This is a genomic window from Micromonospora sp. CNZ285 (assembly GCF_004637285.1).
Genome location: NZ_SPQD01000001.1, coordinates 1,809,126 through 1,831,378 on the forward strand (window position 1 = coordinate 1,809,126; position 22,253 = coordinate 1,831,378).

21 protein-coding genes and 1 pseudogene are annotated in these 22,253 nt (G+C 74.9%); 6 read left to right on the plus strand and 16 right to left on the minus strand.

Going from position 1 to position 22,253, the window contains the following annotated elements; all coding sequences use genetic code 11:
- Window positions 1-16 precede the first annotated feature (16 nt).
- From CLT75_RS08350 to CLT75_RS08370, 5 genes are all read right to left on the minus strand, one after another.
- Window positions 17-1,264, minus strand: a complete 1,248-nt coding sequence (locus CLT75_RS08350; RefSeq protein ID WP_135240260.1) for an MFS transporter — start codon at window positions 1,262-1,264, stop codon at window positions 17-19.
- Between the two features lie 43 nt (window positions 1,265-1,307).
- The gene (locus CLT75_RS08355) at window positions 1,308-1,763 is read right to left on the minus strand and encodes a nucleoside/nucleotide kinase family protein (RefSeq protein ID WP_135240261.1); all 456 of its coding nucleotides are present in this window, start codon (window positions 1,761-1,763) and stop codon (window positions 1,308-1,310) included.
- Window positions 1,760-2,917 carry a DUF6596 domain-containing protein gene (locus CLT75_RS08360; RefSeq protein ID WP_135243947.1) on the minus strand — a complete coding sequence of 386 codons (1,158 nt, stop codon included), beginning with the start codon at window positions 2,915-2,917 and terminating at the stop codon, window positions 1,760-1,762. Before CLT75_RS08360 ends, CLT75_RS08355 begins: the two co-directional genes overlap by 4 nt.
- A gap of 8 nt (window positions 2,918-2,925) precedes the next feature.
- Window positions 2,926-3,363, minus strand: coding sequence for a YciI family protein (locus tag CLT75_RS08365; RefSeq protein ID WP_135240262.1), 438 nt, complete (start codon window positions 3,361-3,363; stop codon window positions 2,926-2,928).
- A 170-nt stretch (window positions 3,364-3,533) separates the two neighbouring features.
- Window positions 3,534-3,950 (minus strand): DUF6069 family protein, encoded by a 417-nt coding sequence (locus tag CLT75_RS08370; protein ID WP_135240263.1) that lies wholly within the window; start codon window positions 3,948-3,950, stop codon window positions 3,534-3,536.
- A 168-nt stretch (window positions 3,951-4,118) separates the two neighbouring features.
- Between CLT75_RS08370 and CLT75_RS08375 the strand changes: the two genes are divergently transcribed.
- The 4 genes from CLT75_RS08375 to CLT75_RS08390 all read left to right on the plus strand — a co-directional run bounded on the left by CLT75_RS08375 (window position 4,119) and on the right by CLT75_RS08390 (window position 7,333).
- Window positions 4,119-5,222, plus strand: coding sequence for a histidine kinase (locus CLT75_RS08375; protein ID WP_135240264.1), 1,104 nt, complete (start codon window positions 4,119-4,121; stop codon window positions 5,220-5,222).
- Window positions 5,219-5,887 (plus strand): response regulator transcription factor, encoded by a 669-nt coding sequence (locus CLT75_RS08380; protein ID WP_135240265.1) that lies wholly within the window; start codon window positions 5,219-5,221, stop codon window positions 5,885-5,887. The genes CLT75_RS08375 and CLT75_RS08380 overlap by 4 nt, the downstream gene beginning before the upstream one ends.
- 242 nt (window positions 5,888-6,129) lie before the next feature.
- Window positions 6,130-6,612, plus strand: coding sequence for a hypothetical protein (locus CLT75_RS08385; protein WP_013286444.1), 483 nt, complete (start codon window positions 6,130-6,132; stop codon window positions 6,610-6,612).
- Window positions 6,613-6,685: 73 nt separating this feature from the next.
- Entirely contained in the window at window positions 6,686-7,333 is a 648-nt protein-coding gene (locus tag CLT75_RS08390; RefSeq protein WP_135240266.1) for a class F sortase, read from the plus strand.
- A gap of 3 nt (window positions 7,334-7,336) precedes the next feature.
- Here CLT75_RS08390 and CLT75_RS08395 read toward each other — a convergent pair whose 3' ends face one another.
- Window positions 7,337-8,338, minus strand: a complete 1,002-nt coding sequence (locus CLT75_RS08395) for an aminoglycoside phosphotransferase family protein (RefSeq protein WP_135240267.1) — start codon at window positions 8,336-8,338, stop codon at window positions 7,337-7,339.
- An 84-nt stretch (window positions 8,339-8,422) separates the two neighbouring features.
- Window positions 8,423-9,103 carry a tyrosine-protein phosphatase gene (locus CLT75_RS08400; protein ID WP_135240268.1) on the minus strand — a complete coding sequence of 227 codons (681 nt, stop codon included), beginning with the start codon at window positions 9,101-9,103 and terminating at the stop codon, window positions 8,423-8,425.
- 175 nt (window positions 9,104-9,278) lie between these two features.
- Here CLT75_RS08400 and CLT75_RS08405 point away from each other — a divergent pair, with 175 nt between their 5' ends.
- Complete coding sequence (locus CLT75_RS08405; protein ID WP_135240269.1) at window positions 9,279-9,695, plus strand: YchJ family metal-binding protein; 417 nt, start codon at window positions 9,279-9,281, stop codon at window positions 9,693-9,695.
- Window positions 9,696-9,713: 18 nt separating this feature from the next.
- Here CLT75_RS08405 and CLT75_RS08410 read toward each other — a convergent pair whose 3' ends face one another.
- The 9 genes and pseudogenes from CLT75_RS08410 to CLT75_RS08450 all read right to left on the minus strand — a co-directional run bounded on the left by CLT75_RS08410 (window position 9,714) and on the right by CLT75_RS08450 (window position 20,793).
- Entirely contained in the window at window positions 9,714-10,103 is a 390-nt protein-coding gene (locus CLT75_RS08410) for a DUF2267 domain-containing protein (protein WP_135240270.1), read from the minus strand.
- Between the two features lie 69 nt (window positions 10,104-10,172).
- Window positions 10,173-12,035: a transketolase gene (locus CLT75_RS08415; RefSeq protein ID WP_135240271.1), complete on the minus strand. Its 1,863-nt coding sequence runs from the start codon at window positions 12,033-12,035 to the stop codon at window positions 10,173-10,175.
- Window positions 12,036-12,116: 81 nt separating this feature from the next.
- Window positions 12,117-13,357 (minus strand): annotated as a pseudogene (locus CLT75_RS08420) (MFS transporter).
- A 204-nt stretch (window positions 13,358-13,561) separates the two neighbouring features.
- Window positions 13,562-14,578: a mechanosensitive ion channel family protein gene (locus CLT75_RS08425; protein ID WP_135240272.1), complete on the minus strand. Its 1,017-nt coding sequence runs from the start codon at window positions 14,576-14,578 to the stop codon at window positions 13,562-13,564.
- A gap of 72 nt (window positions 14,579-14,650) precedes the next feature.
- A complete protein-coding gene (locus CLT75_RS08430) occupies window positions 14,651-15,979 on the minus strand; it encodes a hypothetical protein (RefSeq protein ID WP_135240273.1) in 1,329 nt (442 codons plus the stop codon).
- A gap of 54 nt (window positions 15,980-16,033) precedes the next feature.
- Window positions 16,034-17,668, minus strand: coding sequence for a serine/threonine-protein kinase (locus CLT75_RS08435; RefSeq protein WP_135240274.1), 1,635 nt, complete (start codon window positions 17,666-17,668; stop codon window positions 16,034-16,036).
- A gap of 292 nt (window positions 17,669-17,960) precedes the next feature.
- The gene (locus tag CLT75_RS08440; protein ID WP_135240275.1) at window positions 17,961-19,748 is read right to left on the minus strand and encodes a hypothetical protein; all 1,788 of its coding nucleotides are present in this window, start codon (window positions 19,746-19,748) and stop codon (window positions 17,961-17,963) included.
- 42 nt (window positions 19,749-19,790) lie between these two features.
- Complete coding sequence (locus CLT75_RS08445; protein WP_135240276.1) at window positions 19,791-20,231, minus strand: DUF4395 domain-containing protein; 441 nt, start codon at window positions 20,229-20,231, stop codon at window positions 19,791-19,793.
- Between the two features lie 115 nt (window positions 20,232-20,346).
- Window positions 20,347-20,793: a thioredoxin family protein gene (locus CLT75_RS08450; RefSeq protein ID WP_357001502.1), complete on the minus strand. Its 447-nt coding sequence runs from the start codon at window positions 20,791-20,793 to the stop codon at window positions 20,347-20,349.
- Window positions 20,794-21,016: 223 nt separating this feature from the next.
- Here CLT75_RS08450 and CLT75_RS08455 point away from each other — a divergent pair, with 223 nt between their 5' ends.
- Window positions 21,017-22,150, plus strand: coding sequence for a peptidoglycan recognition protein family protein (locus CLT75_RS08455; RefSeq protein WP_135240278.1), 1,134 nt, complete (start codon window positions 21,017-21,019; stop codon window positions 22,148-22,150).
- Window positions 22,151-22,253 lie beyond the last annotated feature (103 nt).

Genomic DNA, 22,253 nt, shown 5'->3' on the forward strand with positions numbered 1-22,253 from the left:
ACCGGCCGACCCGCGCTCAGGCCACCGGCGCGGGCTCCTGCGGGGCCGGGTCGGCGTAGGCGGCGGCCACCGTCGCCCGGTCGAAGACCCGCCACGTCGCGGCGATCACCGCGACCGCCACCACGAAACCCACCCAGTACGGCGCGGTGATGCCGAACCGGGCCGCCACCACGCCGCCGAGCAGCGCGCCGACGCAGTTGCCGCCCGCCGCGACGAACAACGTGGTGCTGCCGACCCGGCCCATCAACGCGGGCGGGGTGAGCCGCTGCCGCAGCGAGTTCGCCACGATGTTCCACAACGCGCTGTGCGCCCCGAACGCGAACAGCGCGAACCCGACCACGGCCGCGCTGCGGGACGCGGCGAGCGCCAGGTGCAGCCCCGCCTCGATCAGCAGCCCGGTCCGCACCGTCCAGGTGGGTGTGATCGCGGCGATCAGCCGGTCCCCCACCAGCGAGCCGAGGACGCCGCCGAGCGCCATGCAGGTGAACAACGCGCCGTAGCCGACCGAGCCCAGACCCAGCCGCTCGGTGGCGAGCAGCACCAGCACCGCCACGGCCGCGGTGAGCGTGACGTTGAGCAGGCCGATCAGCACGGTCATGGTGCGCAGCAGCCGTTGCCGCCACAGCCAGCGGAACCCCTCCGCGACCTCCGCCCGCACGGAGCGCCGCTCGTCCGGCGCCGGCCCGCCGCGGTACGTCCCGGCGAGAAGTCCGACCAGCACGGCGCTCAGCGCGTACGTGCCGGCGTTGAGGACGAACGGCAGCGACGCCGCCAGCACGAACAGGAACCCGCCGAGCGGGCCGGCGATCATGTTCTGCATCACCTGGGTGCCGCCGCCCAGCCAGCCGTTCGCGCGTTCCAGCAGGGAGCGCGGCACCACCGCCGGCAGCACCGCCTGCGCGGCGGTCCGGAACACCACCTCGCCGGTGTTCACCACGAACAGCACCGCGTAGAGCAGCGCGATCCCGGCCCGGTCGGCCAGCATCGCCGCGGCGAGGACCGCGAGTGCGCCGACGCGTACCCAGTCGATGAGCACCATCAGCCGCCGCCGATCCACCCGGTCCGCGAGCACGCCACCGGGTAGCGCGAACAGCAGCCACGGCAGCCACGACACCGCCGCCCCGGCCGACACCACCAGCGGATCGTCGGTGATCGAAGCCACGTACAGCGGCGCGGCCACCGTCGCCGTCCCACTACCCAGCGCGGACAGCGTGCTCGCCGTCCACAGTCGGGCGAAGCGCCCGCCGAGCCGTTCCCCCGTCACGGCGAGGCAACCTACCAGCGGCGACGGAGCCTGCCGACCGGTTTTACCGCCGCCAGGCGAGCACCACCGGCGCTCGCGGGTCCGCCACGTCGAGCACCACGTCCGCGTGCCGCGCCGGGCTCGCCTCGGCCCGGTACCGCTCCTGCCCCGGCAGGTAGCGCGCCCGGTAGCGGCGGCGCACCTCCTCGGCCGAGCCGAACACGTCCAGGTCGCGGATCAGTGCCCGGCGCAGCGTCTCGTGGTCGAACGCGTCCCGGTAGTAGCCCTCGGGCGACAGCGGACCGCGCGCCCGGCGGACCGCGGCGGGCCGGTGGAATCCGTCGACGCTCACCCGGAGCACCGGCCGCCGCTCCCCCAGCACCTCGGCCAGGTCGTCGGCCACACGGGTCTTGCCGGCCGCGTCAGGGCCGTCGACGGCGACCCGCAGCGGGTGCGGCGGACGGCGGGCGGCGAGGTCGTCGGCGAGCCGGGCCAGCAGCCGCGACCGGGTCCCGCTCATCCGTCGGCCCGCGCCGGACGGCGGCTGTTGAGGCGGGCCGCCTGCCGGTTCAGGTGGTCGCGTTCGGCCAGGCTGGACGCCCGGCGGGCCGCCTCCGCGTACAGCCGCGCCGCCCGGTCCGGGTCGCCGTCGCGTTCGTGCAGGTACGCGGCCACCGCCGTGTACCGGGGCAAGGTGTCGTCGAGCGCCGCGAGCGCCGCCAGCCCGGCGCGCGGGCCGTCCGCCTCGCCGACCGCCACCGCCCGGTTGAGCCGGGCGATCGGGCTGCCGGTCAGGCGCACCAGTTCGTCGTACCACTCGACGATCTGCACCCAGTCGGTCTCGGCGGCGGTGGGCGCGTCGGCGTGCAGCGCCGCGATCGCGGCCTGGGCCTGGAACTCGCCCAGCCGGTCGCGGGACAGGGCGGTCTGGAGGATGCCGACGCCCTCGGCGATCAGCGTGGTGTCCCACCGGCTGCGGTCCTGCTCGGCCAGCGGCACCAGGCTGCCGTCCGGCGCGGTCCGTCCGGCCCGGCGGGCGTGGTGCAGCAGCATGAGTGCGAGCAGCCCGGCCACCTCCGGGTGGTCGATGGCGGCGGCGAGCTGCCGGGTGAGCCGGATCGCCTCGGCCGCCAGGTCCACGTCGCCGGAGTAGCCCTCGTTGAACACCAGGTACAGCACCCGCAGCACGGTGGCGACGTCACCGGGCTGGTCGAACCGGACGCCGGACACGGTGCGCTTGGCCCGGCTGATCCGCTGCGCCATGGTGGCCTCCGGCACCAGGTACGCCTGCGCGATCTGCCGGGTGGTGAGCCCGCCGACGGCGCGCAGCGTCAACGCGACGGCCGACGACGGGCTCAGCGACGGATGGGCGCAGAGGAAGTAGAGCCGCAGCGTGTCGTCCACCGCCGGCACCGGCCCGGGCGGCGGCTCCTCGTCCACGAGGTCCTCACGCCGGCGCCGGGCGGCGTCGGCGCGGACCACGTCCAGGAACCGCCGCCACGCCACCGTCACCAGCCAGCCGCGCGGATCGCGGGGCGGGTCGTCCGGCCAGGCGCGCAGCGCCTCGATCAGCGCGTCCTGCACGGCGTCCTCGGCCGCCGCGAAGTCGGCTCCGCGGCGGACGAGGACACCGAGCACGCCCGGGATGAGGCTGCGGAGCGCGACCTCGTCCATCGGACGGATCACTCGGTGATGGTCGGCGGCGCGGTCAGGAACGGGCGCAGCTCCAGCCACTCGTGGATCGGCTTGCCGCCCTGCCCCGGCGCGGCCGACAGCTCGGCGGCCAGTTCGAGCGCGCGCTCGTAGCTGTCCACGTCGATCACCATCCAGCCGGCGATGAGATCCTTCGTCTCGGCGAACGGGCCGTCGGTGACCGGCGGGCGTCCCTCGCCGTCGTAGCGGACGAACGTGCCTTCCGGGGCGAGCGCCTGGCCGTCGACGTACTCGCCGCTCTCCTGGAGCCGGGCCGCGAACTCCTGCATGTAGTGCACGTGTGCGGAGATCTCCTCCGGCGTCCACTTGTCGATCATCGGCATGTCGGACACCGGGGTCGGGCCGCCGCGGTAGTGCTTCAGGAGCAGGTACTTCATGAGTGTCTCCTCGTGGAGGGTGCGACCCATTCTGGCCGCGTTCACTCCGGGGACGAAGCAGGCCGTCCGTTCTCGACATCGGTGGCGGAGGAATCTCGGGGGTCACATCGTGTAGGGCATCCTAGGAGGCTAGTTCTGACGGGTCCGGGCCGCCTGCCCCCGTCGCGGCGGTCCGGACCCGTCAGCGGATCGCCGCGCCCTCAGCGGGCGGCGGTCCGGCGCAGGCCGGTGATCAGCACCGTGCCCGCGACCAGGTGCAACGCCACCAGCGTCAGCGTCGCCGCACTCCCCACGCCCCCGCCCAGCGGCCCGAGCAGGGACACCAGCAGCACCAGGCCCGCGACCACCGTCCACGCCGTCCGGGCGCGGGCGGTGAGCCGCTCCAGCAGGGCCAGCAGCGCCCAGCCGGCCAGCCCGGCGAGCAGCGTGCTCACCACCACGGCCGGCGGCGTCACCCGCTGGTCGGTGGAGCCGCTGCGCGCGATCAGCTCCACCCCCGCGACCGGTACCGCGACCACCCAGCCCAGCAGCGCGGCGGCGGTCGCCGCGAACACCGTGAGCAGGCGGTCCCGGCGGCGGTTCGGGCGGGCGGCGACGGTCGGGATCGTGGTCTCCATCGGTGACTCCTCCACATCGGGACGACTGCCGGAAACGCTAGGTCCGGGGGGCCGCCGCGCGGATCGGGCCGCGGAGCGGTTCCCGGCTCCGTCGCCGGAACGACCACCGCGCGGATCTCCGTCTGGCGACCGATGAGAAGCGGTGGACCGGCGGCCTAGCATCCGGACATGAGGTGCGCGTCCCGGTCCCGGTTCCTGCTGCTGCTCGACGGCGGCATCGCCACCGTGAGCGTCGCCGTGTGCCTGCTCGCGCTGCTGGCCTCCGACGCCGGCCCGGACACGCCCGGCGCGACCGCCGTCGCGGTCGGCCTCGCCGTGGCGCAGGCGAGCTGTCTGCTGTGGATCCGCCGCCACCCGGGGTACGCCCTCGCCGTCGCCGCGCTGGCAGGCGTCGGCCTGGAGGCACTCTGCCCGCAGCTCGGCTGGCTCGGCCTGGTCGCGGTGCCGATGGCGTACGTGGCCCGGCTGCGCCCGCCCCGGTACTCGCTCGTCGCGCTCGGGCTGCTGCTGGCGCCCACACCGTGGAAGCTGGTCACCGGCGGCTGGCGGGACCTGCTGCTGGCGGTGACCGCGCTGGCCCTGAGCTGGACGCTCGGCGAGCTGCAGCGGGGCCAGGCGCAACGGCGCTGCGCGTGGGAATGGCAGGTGCTGGCGGCCGAGCGGGAACGCATCTCCCGGGAACTGCACGACGTGGTGGCGCACCACGTCGCGGTCATCGCCGTCCAGGCAGCCGCCGCCGAGGACGTGTTCGACGAGCACCCGGCGCAGGCCCGCGCCGCGCTCGCCGCGATCGACACGGCGGCCCGGTCGGCGCTGACCGAACTACGGTCCATGCTGCACGCGCTCGCCGTCGACGACGGGTCCGGTCAGGGCGGGCCACAGCCGGGTCTGGCGCAGCTCGACGCGCTCGCCGACGCGGTACGGGCGGTCGGCCTGCCGGTGACGCTGCGCCGGGAGGGCGACGGCGAGGCGCTACCCGGCGGGGTGCAGCTCTCGGCGTACCGGATCGTGCAGGAGTCACTGACGAACGCGCTCCGCCACGGGCACGCCACCCGCGCCGACGTGGACGTCCACTACCGCGACGGCGTACTGCGGCTGGAGGTCGTCAACGACGGCCCGGCGCCCGCCCGCCGGCCCGGTACGCCCACCGGGCGCGGCATCGTCGGCATGCGGGAGCGGGCCCGGCTGCTCGGCGGCACGCTCGACGCCGGCCCGCTGCCGGCCGGCGGGTTCCGGGTCCACGCACGACTGCCGGTCGGAGCGGGCCGGTGACCGTGCGGGTGGTGGTCGCCGACGACCAGGAGCTGATCCGCGCCGGGCTGCGCACCGTCCTCGACGCGCGGCCCGACCTGAGCGTGGTCGGCGAGGCCGCCGACGGCGTCGAGGCGGTCGCGGTGGCGACGCGGACGAGGCCGGACGTGGTGCTGATGGACGTCCGGATGCCCCGGCGCGACGGCATCGCCGCCACCCGGGACCTGGTGGCCGCCGGCAACCCGGCCCGGGTGGTCATGCTGACCACGTTCGACCTGGACGAGCACGTCTACGCCGCGCTGCGCGCCGGGGCGAGCGCGTTCCTGCTCAAGGACACCCGCCCGGCCGACCTCGCCGAGGCGGTACGCGTGGTGGCCCGGGGCGAGGCCCTGCTCGCGCCCACTGTGACCCGGCGGCTGCTGGACCGGTACGCCGACCGGCTGCCCGCGCCCGCGCCCACCGGCGACGCGCTCGCCGCGCTGACCGCCCGGGAGCGGGAGGTGCTGACGCTCACCGCGCGGGCACTGTCCAATGCGGAGATCGCCGCCCGGCTGCACCTGAGCACCGCCACCGTGAAGACCCACGTCTCGGCGATCCTCACCAAGCTGGGCCTGCGCGACCGGATCCAGGCGGTGGTGCTCGCGTACGACACCGGACTGGTCCGGCCGGAGCCGCCGGTCCGGTAGGCGCCGAACCGGACAGCGGACCCAGACGTACCGAGCCGGGACGATTCGCCGTCCGGCCTGGCCCGGCATGTCCGCCGTCTCGCGGCGGCAGGGAGCACACCGGACGGCAACGAAGATTTCTCAATTACCCCCAGTGACCGCCGCAACCCTCCTAGTGTTGGCCACACCGGTGCTCGTCACGGAGTTGGCCACCCGAACGACGTCCCACGCCTACAGCGGACGAAAAGTGAGGGAAGACGCGGATGAAGGCACAGTCATTTCTCGGATCGGCGGCGTTCGGCGTGGGCCTCGGCGCACTGCTGCTCCCGGCCGCCGCGCTGGCGGACACCAGAGTCTCACCCGCCACCACCCCGGTCGGCGGCACCGTCGTGCTGACCACCACGTGCAACCCGAACGCCGGTGACGCGATCTTCCGGGTCACCGGCCCGGACCGGGACCAGAACGTCCGGTCCACCACTGCGGCCGCGGGCGGCGGCCTGAGCGCCGAACTGTTCACCGCCGGGTTCACGCTCGGCACGTACACCGTCGCCACCACGTGCGGCGACGGCAGCGACGGCGGCAGCGCCACGTTCACCGTCACCCCGATCGGCGGCGCGCAGGCCGGTGGCGGCGGACGCGACGGCGACACCGGAGTGCTGATCGCCGGTGGCGTGCTGGCCGCCGGGGCGCTCGCCGGAGGCGCGTACGCGGTCATCCGCCGGCGCCGCGCGGACGCCGCCGCCTGACCGGCTCGCCGAGCGGTCCGCCCGCGCCGGATGCTCCGGCGCGGGCGCCGCGTCCCTGTCGGACGGAGGTGGGATGCTGGCCTCGTCACCGCACGGCGGCCGGTCGCGGCTGCGCACCGTCGCCGTGGTCACCGCCGTCACGGTCGCCGCCGCCGCGGGCGCCGGCCTGGTCTCGGCCGGGCTCGGCACCACGTCGGCGTCACCACCGCAGCCCGGCGCCTCCGCCGCGCCCGCCACCGAACGACCGGGTACGGCAGGCCCCGCGCTGCCCCGCGCCACGCCGGTGCGGGTCACCATCCCGCGCATCGGCGTCGACGCCGAGATCGTCCCGGTCGCCACCGACGCGGACGGCGCGCTCGAGGTGCCACCGCTGGAACGCCCGGAGGTCACCGGCTGGTACCACCCCGGTCCCGCCCCCGGCCAGGCCGGCAACGCGGTGCTCGTCGGGCACGTCGACTCGCAGCACGGCCCGGCGGTCTTCTTCGACCTCGGGCGGCTACGCGGCGGCGACACCATCCGGGTGCTGCGCGCCGACGGGCGGACCGCGACGTTCACTGTGGACGGCGTCGGGGCGTACCCGAAGGAGCGCTTCCCCACCGCACGGGTCTACGGCGGCGACGCGGCTGCGCGGCTGCGGTTGATCACGTGCGGCGGGCGGTTCGACCCGCGGACCGGCAGCTACCCGGACAACATCGTCGTCTTCGCCACCGCGACCCGGTGACGCTCAGTCCGCCAGGTCGGCCAGTTCCGCGCCGAGCAGCTTCGCCAGCAGTTCCACCCGGCCCGGGTCGTTGTCGGCGGTGATGTTCCGGCTGGGCATCTCGACGGTCATCAGCAGGTAGAGATACAGCCGGTACAGCCCGAGCCGCCGCCGTGCCCCGGCGTCGAGCGGGAACGGCGCCGCCGCCCGGTAGGCGCGTACCAGCGGGTCGTCCGGCTCGTCCTCGGCGCGCCGGAACAGCAGCGGCGACACGAGGTCCATCAGCGGATCGCCCCACAGGTACCGCTCGCCGTCGACCAGGCCCGTGAGCCGGGGCGTGCCGTCCGGCCCGTCCACTGCCAGCACGTTGCCGGCCCAGCCGTCGAAGTGCAGCAGCGCCGGACGGCGTACCGCGTCGAGCACCGCCGCGTGCCGCGCCACCAGCTCCCGGATCCGGGACGCGGGTACCGGCAGCGGCACCGCCCAGTCCTCGGCGTCGGCGAGCATGTCGTCCACCATCGCCGTGTACGCGTCCCGCCACGTCGCCCCGGAGGCCCGGTCGCCGTCGTAGCCGTACCGCTCGCCGGTGACGCCGTGCAGCGCGGCGAGCGCGCGGCCGAACTCGGCGCGCAGCGGCCCGACGTCCGCGCCGGCCCGGCTCAGATCCCAGAGGGTACGACCCGGTAGCCGCGCCATGAGCAGCCAGTCGCCCAGCTCGGGGTCGGTGCCGTGGTGCAGCAGCGCCGGCGTCGGCACCCCCGGTGCGCGGTCGGCCACCAGGCGCAGGTAGTGCGCCTCCGCGCCGATCATGTCCCGCTCGTAGCGCAGCAGCGGCAGGTGCGGCGGCGGACCGACCTTGAGCACCACGTCCCGGCCGTCGGTGAGGCGTACCCACCACACGGCGGCGAAGCCGCCACCGGTCAGCGGGCCGCAGCCGGCCACCTCGGCGCCGGGTCCGAGCGAGGCGGCGAGGTAGCGGCGGACCTGATCCGGGTCGAGGGCACGCTGAGTCGGACTCACGCTCATGGACCGGGGAGCGTAGTGCCTGCGGCTGCATCGTGGGTGCAGCGATTGCGAAGACGTGCGGCACCGGCCGGCGGCACGACCGTTTCAGGCAAGCACCCGCCGCAGGGCCTCCAGTTCGGCCTCGGTGGCGCCGGCAGCCTGGAGATAGGCGGAGACCGAGCCGTGATGGCTGCGGATCCACACCATGGCATGAAGCAGGTGCGCCGCGGTCACCGGGCGGGTGCCGTGGCCGATCGCCGCGCCGGCCGGCGATCCGGTGAGGTCCAGAGCGGCGTTCGAGCGCAGGAAATCCTGGGTGACCTCCGCATCGGAAGCGTTCAGGAGAGTCTGGATGACGGCGACGACAACTCCGGTGCGGTCCTTGCCGGAGGCGCAGTGGACCAGGGCAGGTACCGCACCGGGGGCGATGAGCTGCCGGATGATCGCGACGGTGGCACGACCGGCCTGCTCAGCCATGTACGGGTACAGCGCCACCTGGTCGTCCGGCCAGCTCTGCTCGGTGAACACCGGAAAGTGGCAGTGTTTGACGTCGAGACCCGCACACCGGTCCGGCCGGTCGGCCACCTCTCGGACGCTGCGGAGGTCGATGACCGTGCGTAGCCCGAGATCCTCCAGCTCCCGGGCACCCTCGGGCGTCAGGAGATGCAGGGCGCCGGAGCGATACAGGACCCCACGGCGCAACGATCCGACGCCGCCTGCGTCGCGGAGGTTCCGGACGCCGGAACCGCCGGTGGTGGCGTCGGCCGTGGCCCCACGAGTGATCATGGAGGCGACTATACGAGGTCGGTCAGCCGACGCTTGTGGCTTCAGCCGCCTCCCCGTCGACTGCCCCTCTCCACCGTCCTCGCCATCGGACAGCGCGCCCTTTCACCCTGTCCCGTCCGGGAGTCCCCGGCCTACCGGCGGCGAGGGCGGTCGTGGTGTGGGAGAGAATCGCCGGGTGGCGAGACGGAAGGCGCGCGAGGGCGCGGGTGAACGTCCGGCGGCCTGCCCGTGCGGCACCGGCCGGCCGTACGCGGACTGCTGCGGTCCGGTCCACCGGGGCGAGGCGACGGCGGCGACAGCGGAGGCGCTGATGCGGTCCCGGTTCAGCGCGTTCGCGCTCGGCGACGCCGCGTACCTGCGGCACAGTTGGCACTCCACCACCCGGCCGGACCGGCTGGAGCTGGACCGGGGCACCCGCTGGACCCGGCTGGAGATCGTGGAGACCGGGCAGGGCGGCCTGTTCGACAGCGCCGGGACGGTCCGGTTCCGGGCGCACTACCGGGAGGGCGGCCGGGCGGGCGTGCTGGCCGAGCACAGCCGCTTCGCCCGCGAGGACGGCCGCTGGGTCTACGTCGACGCGCTGCCCGAGTGAGGGTCAGGGCGGGCGCGGTCAGGCCGGGCGCGGGGTGGGCTGGGCCAGCTCGGCGATCTCGCGCGGCAGCTGGGACAACGCCCGGTTGAACTGGGCCGGCCCGATCACCCGGTGCAGTGCCTGCAACACCGCCCGGGCGCCGCGCTCGGCGTCGGACGGGGTCGCGCCGGAGCGCTCGGCGACCCGGCGCAGGAACTCGTCGTACCCGAAGACCTCGGGGTCCTCGACCCGGGCGCGGGCCAGCAGCGGACGCAGCTCGTGCGCGACGTGCGCGGACAGGTCGTCGGCCTCGCCGCCGCTGATGCGTTCGGCGAGCGTGCGCAGTGTCGCCTCGGTCAGCGCGCGGGCGGTCTCCACCGGCACGCCGGCGCGGGCGGACACCCGCGCGTAGAACTCCGGTTCGGCCATCATCGGTCCTCCCGTCGCAACGGCAGCGTGGCTACCCGCCGCCGGTCCCGGCAAACGCCGCCGCACCGCTCAGGCCAGGGCTCGTGCCGCCGAGACGATCGCCGAGACGCCGATGCCGGCCCGGTCGAACTGCTGGGCGGGGGTGCCGGAGCCGGGCAGCCCGCGTACCGCCAGGTGGTTGACCCGGGCCGGTTCGCCCAGGTCGGCGAGCGACTCCAGCACCGCGGACCCCAGCCCGCCCTCCGGGTAGTGGTCCTCGACCACGACGAGCCGCCCGCCGGTCTCCACGACGGTCTCGGCCAGGCGCTGCCGGTCCACCGGCTTGATCGAGTAGAGGTCGATCACCCGGGCGTCGATGCCCTCGCGGGTCAGTTCGTCGGCGGCGGCGAGGCAGAGGTGCACCGTCACGCCGGTGCCGAGCAGCGCCACGTCGCCGCCGTCGCGCACCATCCGGCTGCCGCCGATCGGGAACGGCTCGGCGTCGTCGTAGAGCACCGGGTACGCGCCGCGCGTCGTGCGCAGGTAGCTCACGCCCGGGTGGTCGGGCATCTGGGCCACGAGGGCCGCGCAGGAGACCGCGTCGGCCGGGCACAGCACCGTGGAGCCGGGCACCGCCCGCAGCGCCGCGATGTCCTCCAGCCCCATCTGGGACGGGCCGTCCGCGCCGATCTCCACCCCGGCGTGCGACCCGACCAGCGCGATGTCGGCCCGGGACACGCCCGCCATCCGGATGAAGTCGTACGCCCGGGACCAGAACGCGGCGAACGTCGCCGCGAACGGCCGGTAGCCGCGCACCGCCAGGCCCACCGCCGCGGCGGCGAGCTGCTGTTCGGCGATGAACATCTGGAAGAACCGATCCGGGTACGCGGCGGCGAAGCGCTCCGCCCGGGTGGAGTCGCTGACCTCGCCGTCGAGCGCGACCACGTCGGGCCGGGCGGCGCCGAGGGCGCGCAGCGCGTCACCGTACGCGTCCCGGGTGGCGACCTTCGCGCCGCGCTCGTACCGGGGCAGTTCCGGCTGCCCGTGCTCGGCCGGGGCGGTGCGCGGCGCGGCAGGGGGTTTCGGTCCGGCGACCCGGATGCGCCGGGGACCGCCGAGCGCCCGCACGGCCCGGTCGGCCAGTTCCGGGTCGAACGGCTTGCCGTGCCAGGCCGGGTCGTTCTCGACCTCGGGTACGCCCTTGCCCTTGACCGTGCGGGCCAGCACCACTGTCGGCCCGGTGGCGTCGCGTGCCTGCCCGTACGCCTCGTCGATCGCGCCCAGGTCGTGGCCGTCCACCACGATCGCGTGGCAGCCGAACGCCTCGACGCGCCGCCGGTAGGTGTCCAGGTCCCACTCCAGTTCGGTGGGGCCGCGCTGGCCGAACCGGTTGACGTCCACGATCGTGGTGAGGTTGCGCAGCCCGTAGTGGCCGGCCTTGTCCAGCGCCTCCCACACCGATCCCTCGGCGGTCTCGCTGTCGCCGCAGAGCACCCAGACGTGCGCGGGCGACCGGTCGAGGTACTGGGCGGCGAGCGCCACCCCGACGCCGACCGGCAGGCCCTGCCCGAGCGAGCCGGTGGCGACGTCCACCCAGGGCAGCACCGGCGTGGGGTGACCCTGCAGGCGCGACCCGGATCGCCGGTACGTCTCCAGCAGCTCCTGCTCGCTGATCGCGCCGGTGGCGCGGAACACCGCGTACAGCAGCGGGGAGGCGTGCCCCTTGGAGAAGATCAGGTGGTCGTTGCCGGGGTTGCCCGGGTAGGACCAGTCGTAGCGCAGGTGCCGGGCGACGAGCACGGCGAGCAGGTCGGCGGCGGACAGGCTGGACGTGGGGTGCCCGGAGCCGGCCATCGTGCTGCACCTGATCGCGTCCACCCGTAGCTGGGCGGCCAGGTCCGCCAGCCCGGTCAGCTCCTCGTCGCGCAGCGTGCGCTCTGCTTCCACCGTCACCGCGATCGTCTCCCGGGGTCGCCCGAATTCCCGGACCAACGCTAGGCCGCAGACGCGACCATTGGTCCCCTTTCTGGCGATTCATGCTCGACCGGTGAGCAGCCAGAGCGCCACCAGCAAATACGGCAGCACCGCGACCGCGAAGGCAGCCGGGTTGCCCACCGCACCGGCGAGCAGCCCGTACCCGGCGTAGAAGGCGACGATGGTCAGGTCGGTGGCCATTCCGGCGAGCGAGGTGACGGTGGCCCGGGCCGACCCGGTGATCCGGGCCTGAAGCCGCACGTCGGCGAGCACGGTGGCCAGCTGGAACGCGGCGAACGCCGCCGCCAGCAGCACGAACCCCGCCGGGTGCCGCAGCAGCGCCCCGGCGGCGGTCGCCGCGGCCGCGAACACGAGCAGACCGGCATACCCGCTGTGGGACAGCCGCTCGCCCAGCGGCGCGAGCAGCCCGCCCACAGTCATCCCGGCCCACACCAGCAGGAGCAGCAGCGGTACGCCCACCTCGGCCATGCCGGTGTCGGCGGCCAGCAGGCCGGTGTACTCGTCCAGTCCACCCCAGATTGCGGTGACGGCCGCGACCAGCAGCACGGCGGCGCGGACGCGGCGGTCGGCCCGCACCTCGCGCAGGCCCAGGCGCAGGCTGTCCAGCCAGCCGGGCTCGTCGTCACCGGGCCGCTCCCCGGCTCGTCACCCCGGACCGGCCCGTCCGGCTGGTCACCCGGGACCGGCGCGACCGGCGGTGGGCGGTGCTCCGGGAAGCGGGCCGCGACGGCGGCCGCCAGCAGGCACGTCGCCACGCTCGCCGCGCCGACAGCGAGGTAGCCGCCGAGCGCGTACACCGGCCCGGCGAGCACCCCTGATCCGACCGCGCCGAGCACCTCGGCGGTGCGGGTCCGGCCGATCAGCCGGGCGTACCTGTCGGTCGCGCCGAGGCGTTCCAGCTCGGTGAAGACGAGCGCCTCCAGCGCCCCGGAGCGCAGCGCGCCACCGGCGCCCCAGAGCAGGAACCCCACGGTGAACGCCGGGTAGGACGGCAGCAGCACCCAGAGCCCGAACCCGGCGGCGGCCAGCAGCGGCGCGAGACAGAGCAGCAGGCGGCGCGACACCGCGTCGGCCCACACACCGGAGGGCACCTCCAGCACGATGCCGGCGGCCGCCCAGAGCACGAACAGCGAGGAGATCTGCCCGACCGACAACCCGGTGTCGGCGAACAGCAGCACGTAGAGCGGGTAGAGCAGGACGAGGTCGGTGAGGAACGCGTACCCGTAGAGCGTCGCCGCCAGACGGCGGGTCGCTGGTACGCGGGCAGGAGCGACGAGCATGGAACCTTCCCACGGGACGTGACGGACACCGGTCGGAATGCACGGCGTCCGCGGCGGCCCGCGGCCTCGTCGCTCAGGAAGGCATCAACATCGCCAGGTCATGCCGGGATCCTATCCGCCGCGAGGCGCTCCGGTTGTCCCCCGGCGGGCACGAGATCGGGGCGGGACCGTGCGGTCCCGCCCCGATTCGTCGCCGCTGTCGGGTCAGCGGCGGAACTTCTCCACGTCGGCCTGCGGGATGACCATGGTGGCCTCGCTGTCCGCGGCCTGCTCGGCGGTCGGCTGACGCGGTGTGGTCGGCTGGGTGCGGTCGGAGTCGGCGTACGCCGGAATGTGCTGCGTGGCCTCCGCGCCCGCCGGCGACGGCACCGGCTCGGTGGGGTCCTCACTCGCGGCGGCCGTGGTGGCCGGGTGGGCCGGGACCGGCTGCGTGCGGTCCGCCTCGGCGTCGCGGCTCACCGGCTGGGTCAGCTCGGAGTCCGCGTACGGGCCGGTGGCGGCCAGGCGGGCCTCGACGTCACGACGGCCGGCCTGGTACGCGCGGGCGTGCGTGGCGATGGTCCGCGACTCCTCCTCGGCCCGGGTCAGCCAGTTCTCCCAGCGGCTCTGCATCGGCCGGACCAGCCCGCCGCCGACGCCGACGACCAGGATGCCGCCCACGGTGGCGAGCACCGCGATCAGCACCGGGGTGGTGACCGTGGTGGCGACGCCGATCTGGTTGAGCGCGGCGATGACGCCGAGGCCCAGGATGAACACCGAGGCGAGGTTCGCCAGCACCCGGCCGTAGGAGAGGCCGCCGAGCGCGCTGGAGATGATGTCCTTCACCGCGCGGGCGATGGCCGCGGCGACCACCACGATGACGATGGCGACGAACGCCCGCGGCAGCCAGGCGATCACGCCGGCGATCAGGTCGGAGATGGGGTTCGGGCCCCAGATGCCGAACGCGAGTTGCAGCGTCACCAGCAGTACGCCGTAGTAGGCCAGCTTCGCGACGATGTCGCTGGCGTCGTACTTCGAGCGGGCCAGCGCGGTCTTGATCCCGCCGCGCTCGACGGCCCGGTCGAAGTGGACCCGCTCCAGGACCTTGTCCACGAGCTTCAGCACGGCCTTGGCGATCAGCCAGCCGACGATCAGGATCGCGACGAACGCGACCGCCTTGGGCAGGAACAGCATCACCGAACGGAACGCGTCGCCCACCGCGTCCCCGAAGTTGTCTCTCATCGAAGGGCCTCCACGTACGTGGTCCAGGTTTGTTCGGGTGGGGCTACCCGGACCCGCGCGCGGGGAAACGCGTCAGCCGCCGGGACAGCGGTAGACGACCCGGGTACTGGCCTGCGCCGTCGACGGTTCGATGATGTTGACGGTGGCGATCCCGGTGGTCGTCCCGGCCCCGCTGAACGTCCACTTCAGGGTGAGCGCCGCCGTGTGCTGCCCGCTGCCGACCCGCTCGGTGAGCACGGCGCCGGGCGGCGCGTCGGAGCGGAACCACTGGTATCTGATCGTTCCGCCGCGCCCGTTGGTGCGCACGGTGGCCACCACGTCGACAGTCACGTCGCAGGCGACACCCGCCGGCCGGGGCACCGCGACAATGACCCCCTCGACCTCCAGCGGGCGCAGCCGCTGCCACAGGTAGAGGCCGACAGTCAGCAGCAGCACCACGGTGAGCAGCGTGGACAGCACCGAGACGACGCGACGCCAGACCGGACGCGGGCGGATCGGCGGTGCGGTGGGCCAGGGCGGCGCGGGCGGCGGCGTCGCCGGCACGCCCGGCCCGAAGCGCAGCTCGCCGCCCGGGGCCGGCACGTCACTCGCCGCCCTCGCGTGGCCGGTCCGATCCGGGTACGCCCCGGCGCCCGTCGCCGCCGTCCCGGTGGTGTGACCCTGATGCGGTACGCCTGTGGGCTGCCAGGAGGCGGTGGGCTGCCACGACGCTGTCGGTTCCGCGCCGGGGCGCCCAGTCGGCTCCGCCGGCGGACGCGGGTAGACGGTGGCCTGTCCGGTCGCACTTGCCGGTGCCGGGCGCATCTGGACCGTCGCCTCGCCCGCCGGATCGACCGGAGCCGACCGCAGACTCACCGTCTGCTCGTCGGTTGGACCGTCCGGAGCCGCGCCGAGGTGGACCGTCGCCTCGCTCGCCGAGCCGTCCGAGGCCGGACGCAGGCTCACTGTCTGCTCCCCCGCCCTGCTGTCCGGAGCCGCCGGGAGATGAACGGTCGCCTCGTCCGCGTCGTCTGCCCGGCCCGGCCTCAAGTGCATGGTCGGTTCGGCATCGGGCGGCGTCGGCGTGGCTGAGGCGGCGAGGTCTGCGGTGCGGTCGTCCCCGCCGGGGATCGCGGCCAGGTGGACCGTGGGTTCGGCGGTGGATGAATGGTCGGCTGCCCCGGGGAGGTGGACGGTGGGCTCCGACCTGCCGGTCGCCGCCGGGGTGTCGACGGCGAGCCGGACGGTCGGCTTCGCTTTCTCGGCAGTCGACTCCGCCTGCGTGACGGCGAGCGGCACCGTCGAGTCGGCGTCGGCTCGGGGGCGGACCAGGTGGACGGTGGGCTCGGCGGCGTCCGCGTCGCCGGTGATCGGCAGGGCGCGGGTGGGCAGCGCCTCGGTGGGCTCGTCGGGGCGGGTCACGCCGACCGTCCCCGGGACGGGCTGCGGTGCGGGGCAGCGGGCACTGTCGTACTCCTAGCCAGGGGTGCAGTCGTGGTAGAGCGTCACGTACACCGGTGACGTCGAGGTGGTCGTGTTGCCGGCGGCGTCGGCGGCGGTGACCCGGACGGGGATGCGGGCGCTGCGCTTGGGCGTGGACAGCGGGCCGAGCGTGCCGGTGAACAGCCCGCGCCCGGCGGCGGCCATCCGGATCGTGCCGGTGGCGCCGTCGACGGTGTAGCCGAAGGTGACTGTGAGCGCGGCCGGGCCGCTGCGGTCGTCGGTGACGGTGGCGGTGACGGTGCTGCTCTTGGCGCCGTAGGGGCATCCCTTCGGGTCCAGCTCGCCCGGGTCGGCGCTGACGCCGTCCACGACCGGCGCTGTCACGTCCGGTGGCGGTGGGCTGCTGGTGCGCGACGCGCTGGGGGTGGGCGTGCCGGCACGGGTCGGCGTCCCGGTCGGGTCGGGGGTGGCCGACGGCGCGGGAGGTGGCGGCGCGGCGGACACGGTGGACGGGCTGGGCGTCGGTGACGGGCTCGGCGTCGCGGTGCCGGTCGGGTCCGGTACGGGTACGCCGGTGGTGACGGGAGCGGCGCTCGCCGGGCCGGTCGGTCCCGCGGCGGACGTGTCGTCGTGGGCGGCGTAGCTGTAGCCGGCGCCCCCGGCCAGGACGGCGGCGACCAGGGCGCCGGCGGCGAGCGCGGTGCGGGCGCGGCCCTTGCGGAACCGTCCGGCCCGGCCGGTGGTGGTCGTGCCGAGTTCGGTGTGCGCGACGGCGGTGGCGCCCTCGGCCCGGTCCGGGAACGGCCACAGCGCGGCCAGCAGCACTGCCCGCCGGGCCAGCTCGCGCAGCCCGCGTTCCTCCCATTCCGGGCCGTAGCCGGTGCCGGCGACCTGTTCCAGCAGGTCCAGGAACGCCTCGGCGGACGGCGGACGCTCGTCGGGGCGTTTGGCCATGCCGTGGCGCAGCAGTTCGTGCACCGGCGGGGGTGCCGCCTGGGCGGGGATCGGCGCGCTGGCGTGCTGGTCGCGCAGGGAGAGCAGGTCCGGTCCCTGGTACGGGGGGCGGCCGGTGAGGCACTCGAAGAACGTGGCGGTGGCGGCGTAGACGTCGCACGCGGGGCTTGCCGGGGCACCGGTCCACTGCTCGGGGGCCATGTAGCGGGGCGTGCCGGACACCGTGGTGTCGGAGCCCTGGCCGATCGGCATGGCGATGCCGAAGTCGGCGAGTTTGCTCAGCCCGGTGCCGTTGACCAGCACGTTCTCCGGTTTGTAGTCGCGGTGCACGACACCGTGGGCGTGTGCGGCGGCCAGGCCGGCGAGTGAGCCCTTGAGGACGCATAGCGCGGCCTCGGGTGTGGTCGGGCCGTGTTCGCGCAGCATCTGGCGCAGGGAGACGCCGTCGACCAGTTCCATCACGATGGCCGCGCCGTGCGGGCTCTCCACGTACTCGTAGAGGCGGCTGACGTGCGGGTCGTCGATCTCGCCGAGGAGCCGGGCCTCGGTGCGGAACGCGGTCCGGAACGCCGAGTCCTCGCCCAGGTCGCGGATCAGGTACTTGATCGCGACGGGGGTGCCGGTCGCGTCGTGGGTGGCGAGCACGACGCTGCCCGACGCGCCGGCGCCGAGCCGGCGGACCGGGGTGTATCCGGACAGTTCCCAGCCGCTCATGCGACAGACTCCACGGCGTCCCACGGGCGGATGTCGGACGCCGCCTCGCTCGTCATTCTCACCGTGGCGCAGCCGCCGGCCATCGCCGCAACGGCTGCTTCCGGACGCCGGTCGGCGCCCGGTTCTCCGCGCGGCGCGGCGCCGCACGCCAGGTGGTCGGTATCGGACACACCGCCACGATTACCAGACCCCGGCAACCGCCGTCACCTCGTCGATCATGAAGTTGACAGGGACAAAGCGGACAGACATCGCCGCCAACTTCATGATCAACAAGAAGGAGCGGGGGCGCGGGTCAGAAGCGGCGGGGTGCGGGGATGCCTGCGGGTGGAGGGGTGCGGAGCAGCCAGAGGGGGTTGCTCGCGCCCACTATCTCGCCGTCGCGGTCGCGTACCTGGGTGCGGACGTACGTGCCGGCACCGACGCGCACCGGCAGGTCGTGCCAGCCCTGCCGCAACTGCCGCCACGGGACCTGCCCGACCCGGACCGCCGGTGTCGGGTCCGCGACACCGGCCCGGTCGACCTCGCCGGTGACCGTCTCCAGCGTGGCCCCGGCCGGCAGGTCGGTCGCGCGCAGCCGCACCGTGACGGTGTCCTCGGCGAGCACGGCGAGCGCGCCCATCGCGCTGCGGCCGCCCAGCTCCAGGTCCAGTGCGCCCCGGTAGCCGGTCAGGTCGGCGAACCACGCCTGCCCGGCGCGCAGCGCCGCGACCAGGTCGTCCCGGCCGGTCGAGGCCGCCCACACCGAGGTGACGTTGCGGTCCCGGCCGGCCCGCCAGTCGGTGCCGTCGTGGTCGTCGGTGACCCCCACGGCGGTGAGCGGGATCGCGTTGCGGGCCGCCACGTCGTACGCCCAGAGGTGGTCCTCGACCGGCCGGCGTCCGATCTCGATCAGGTCGACGCCGAGCGCGTTCCGGCTGACCAGGAGGCGGGCCAGGGATTCCCGGCGTTCGGTGTCCAGCGGATGGTTCCAGCACACCACGCCGCCGTGCGCGTGCAGGAACTCCACCATCCGCTCGGTGGCGTCGACGTCGTTGTCCCGATACGGCGGGGACGGGAAGCGCGGCAGCGTGCCGTCGCCGCCGAACCAGTTGAGGTGCCGCACCATCGACACCTCGTACGCCCGGTGGTGGGTGACGCCGGGGTACGCGCCGTCGTAGCCGCGCAGCACCTCGGCGCGCAGCTCCTCGCCCGCCTGGCCGGCGCGGCGGGCGCGGTCGAAGACGAGCCGGTCCACCAGGTACGCGCCACGCCCGCCACCGGCCGCCGTCACGCCGAGGCGCAGCCCGCGCAGCGAGTTGTCCCCGGCGACCAGGTCCGGCCAGAGCCGCCGTACGTCGGCGAGCACGTCGAACGTGTGCCGCCGCCAGGCGCCGGGCGGGGCGGGCAGCTCGACGGTGCCGTGGCGGCCGTCCACCGTGTGCCGGACCGTGTCCACGCCGCCGAGGCGGTACCGCAGCACGAGCTGCCCGGCGGGCCGGCCGGGTCCGGCCGGGTGGTGCGACAGCGCGAGTTCCACGGTGAGCGTGGCGTCCCGGCCGGCCGCTTCGGGGCGTACGTCGAGGTGCAGTGTGGTGTCGGAGATGTTGGCGGTGTGCGTCCAGTTCCACGCCTTGCCCGCGTACCAGAGGGTGCCGGAACCGGCGGCGGTGAGGCGCAGCGCGCGGCCCGGGCCGTCGAGGGCGTCCGGCGCGTCCACGAAGTCGGCGGCCGAGACGCTCAGCCGTCCCTCGGTGGCGGGCTGCCAGGTCCAGGCCAGGCCGCCCTCGCGTTCCTCCGGGCCGTCGAAGTGGACGACCCGGCGGTGGTCGTGGGCGGCGACCCGGAAGTCGTGGTCGGTCCACCAGAGCACGTCGACGCCGTTGCGGCGGGCCTGGTCGAGGTGGGCGGCGTAGCTGGCCACGCCCTCGCTGAACGAGGCGTGCAGGTGCATCGCCATGCTGACCGGCCGCCGGCCGCGCGGCGCGGGCGGCGGCCCGTCGTTCGTGGCGGCCAGCCCGATCGGCACGCCGATCCCGGCGACCGCCAGCCCGCCCGCGGCGACGAGCACGCTGCGCCGGTCCAGCCGCCCGCGACCCGCCATGCCACTCCCCCCGTCCGCCGGAGCCAGCGTACGGGCGCAACCTCAGCGCGGGGGCACCGCCACCCGGGCGGCGAGCGGGCGTCCGGCCAGCCGCCGGATCGTCAGGTACGCCTCGCAGCCGAGGCAGAGCCCGAACGCGGCGTTGAGGAAGGCGGCGGCCAGCGCCGCGCCGGTGGCGGCCAGGCCGAGCGCGGGCAGCCCGGCGAACCAGGCGGCCGCGCCGGCGACGCTGAAGACCAGGCCGACGACCTGGGCGAAGCGCACCGGCGCGACCGGCTCCAGCTCCGCCGGCGGGTCCAGCCGGGGCGCCACCAGGGCGCGGAACAGCAGGCCGTACGGCCCGACGCGCGGGTTCAGGGCGGTGAGCGCGAACACCACGGCCTGGGCGAGCAGGAGCAGCCCGGAGCCGGTGACGAGGACGATCGCGAGGACGACTGTGGTGAGGACGGCGGCGAAGCGCGGTCCCCGGGGGTCGAGCAGCATGGGGTGGGTCCGTTCGTGCGGGGGGCGGTCGGTCAGGCGGGACGCGCCGCCGCACAGAGGCTCGTGGCGAGCCGGCCGTGGTCCACCACCCGGCGGCGGGTCAGCCGTACGCCGGTCATCGCGCCGCCCCGGCCGTGAGCGCGTCGATCAGGTCGTCGCGGTCGGGCACGCCGGCGGCGCGGCGCACCACGCGGCCGGCGGCGTCCACCACCAGCACCGTCGGGGTACGCCACACGTCCAGTTCCCGGGCCGCGTCGAGGTGTGCGTCCACGCCGACCTCCAGCACCGCGACAGCGTCGAGGCGGGCGGCGACGTCGGCGAGCACCCGGCGGGCGGCCCGGCAGGGCGCGCAGACCGGGGCGGAGAACTGCACCAGCGTGACCTCGCCGGGGCGTACCCCGAGGGCGGTGAGGGTGGCCCGGTGCGGCGCGTCGGCGGCCGATGGGCGCTTCCGGACGGCACGCAGCCGCCCGTCGTGGCGGCGGCGCCACCAGCCGAACACGGTGGCGGCCGCGAGCACCGCGACGAGCACGACGATCCCGGTCAGGCTGGGCGACTGCACGGGCCCAGGCTGCCACGGCCGGTCGCGGAAGACCATGGTCCGTCCCGGTCAGCGGACGTGAGATCGCCTACTCCGGCGGTAGGAGCAACCGGCTCACCGGCCGGTGAACGTCGCTTTTGTCCTCTGGCGCGCCGCGCGAGCTTGGCAATATTCTCCACCACGCGCGCAGTCGTTGCAGTTCCTTTACATCGCCCGGCGCCGGCCGGGCCATCGAGGAGGCGAGATGCACTTCGACCACCCCGAGCTGGACCGCCGTACGCTGCTGCGGGCCGGTCTCGGCGCCGCAGCGGTCGCGGTCGTCGGCAGTGAGCTCGCCCTGCCGGCCGCCGCGCAGGCCGCGCCGGGCGCGGACCTCGACTGGATCATCAGTTGCGACGAGTGGGCCGCCCGCCCGCCGGCCGACCCGCTGTCGGTGAGCGCGATCCCGACCAACAAGATCATCGTGCACCACATGGCGTTCCCGAACGTCACCGACTACTCCGAGGAGCACGCCAAGCAGCTCGCCCGCGACTGCCAGGACCTGCACATGGACGGCAACGGCTGGTCCGACACCGGGCAGCACTTCACGGTGAGCCGCGGCGGTCACGTCCTGGAGGGACGGCACGGCAGCCTGGACCGGCTGCGGGCCGGCGACCGGCAGATGATCGCCGCGCACTGCCCAGGCGAGAACGGGCGGGCCATCGGCATCGAGAACGAGGGCACCTACGTCACCGAGACGCCGCCGGAGGAGCTGCTCGACTCCCTCGCCCGGCTGTGCACCGCGATCTGCCGGCAGTACGGGCTGCACGCGCACGACATCTTCGGTCACTGGGACTTCCGGGCCACGCTCTGCCCGGGCGCGATGTTCTACCGGGAGTTCCCGGCGCTGCGGCGAGCGGTGTTCACGAAGCTGGGCACGAAGCTGGGCGACGTGCCGGCCCGCCGCTGGCCGGACATCTGGCGTTTCGTCGGCGGCCCGGTGGTCCAGGTCGCGCAGTACCTGCTCACGTTCCGCGGCTACACCGTGCCGGTGACCGGCGTGTTCGACGCGGCGACCGTCGCGGCGGTGCAGGACTGGCAGGCGCGCAACGGCATCCCGGTCGACGTCGACGCCACGCTCACGGCGCCGACCTGGGAGACCCTGGCCCCGGAGCTGGACCAGAAGTCGTCGGGCGTCCCGGTGGTGGCCGCGCAGTCCATGCTCGCCTCCAAGGGCTACGCCGAGGTCACCCCGACCGGCGAGTACGACCACGCCACCCGCACGGCGGTGAAGGACCTCCAGCGCCTGCACGGACTACCGCCCAACGGCAAGATCAGCACCACTACCTGGTGCGCGCTGGTGGGGGGTGTGGTGCGCCAGTCGTTCCACAAGCACTGACGGCGCACCGGCGGGGAGAGCGGTGGGGGTGGCAACGGCGCCACCCCCACCGCGTCGTTGCGGCCTGGATCGCGGCGAAACGTCGGCATTGACGACTGGTGAA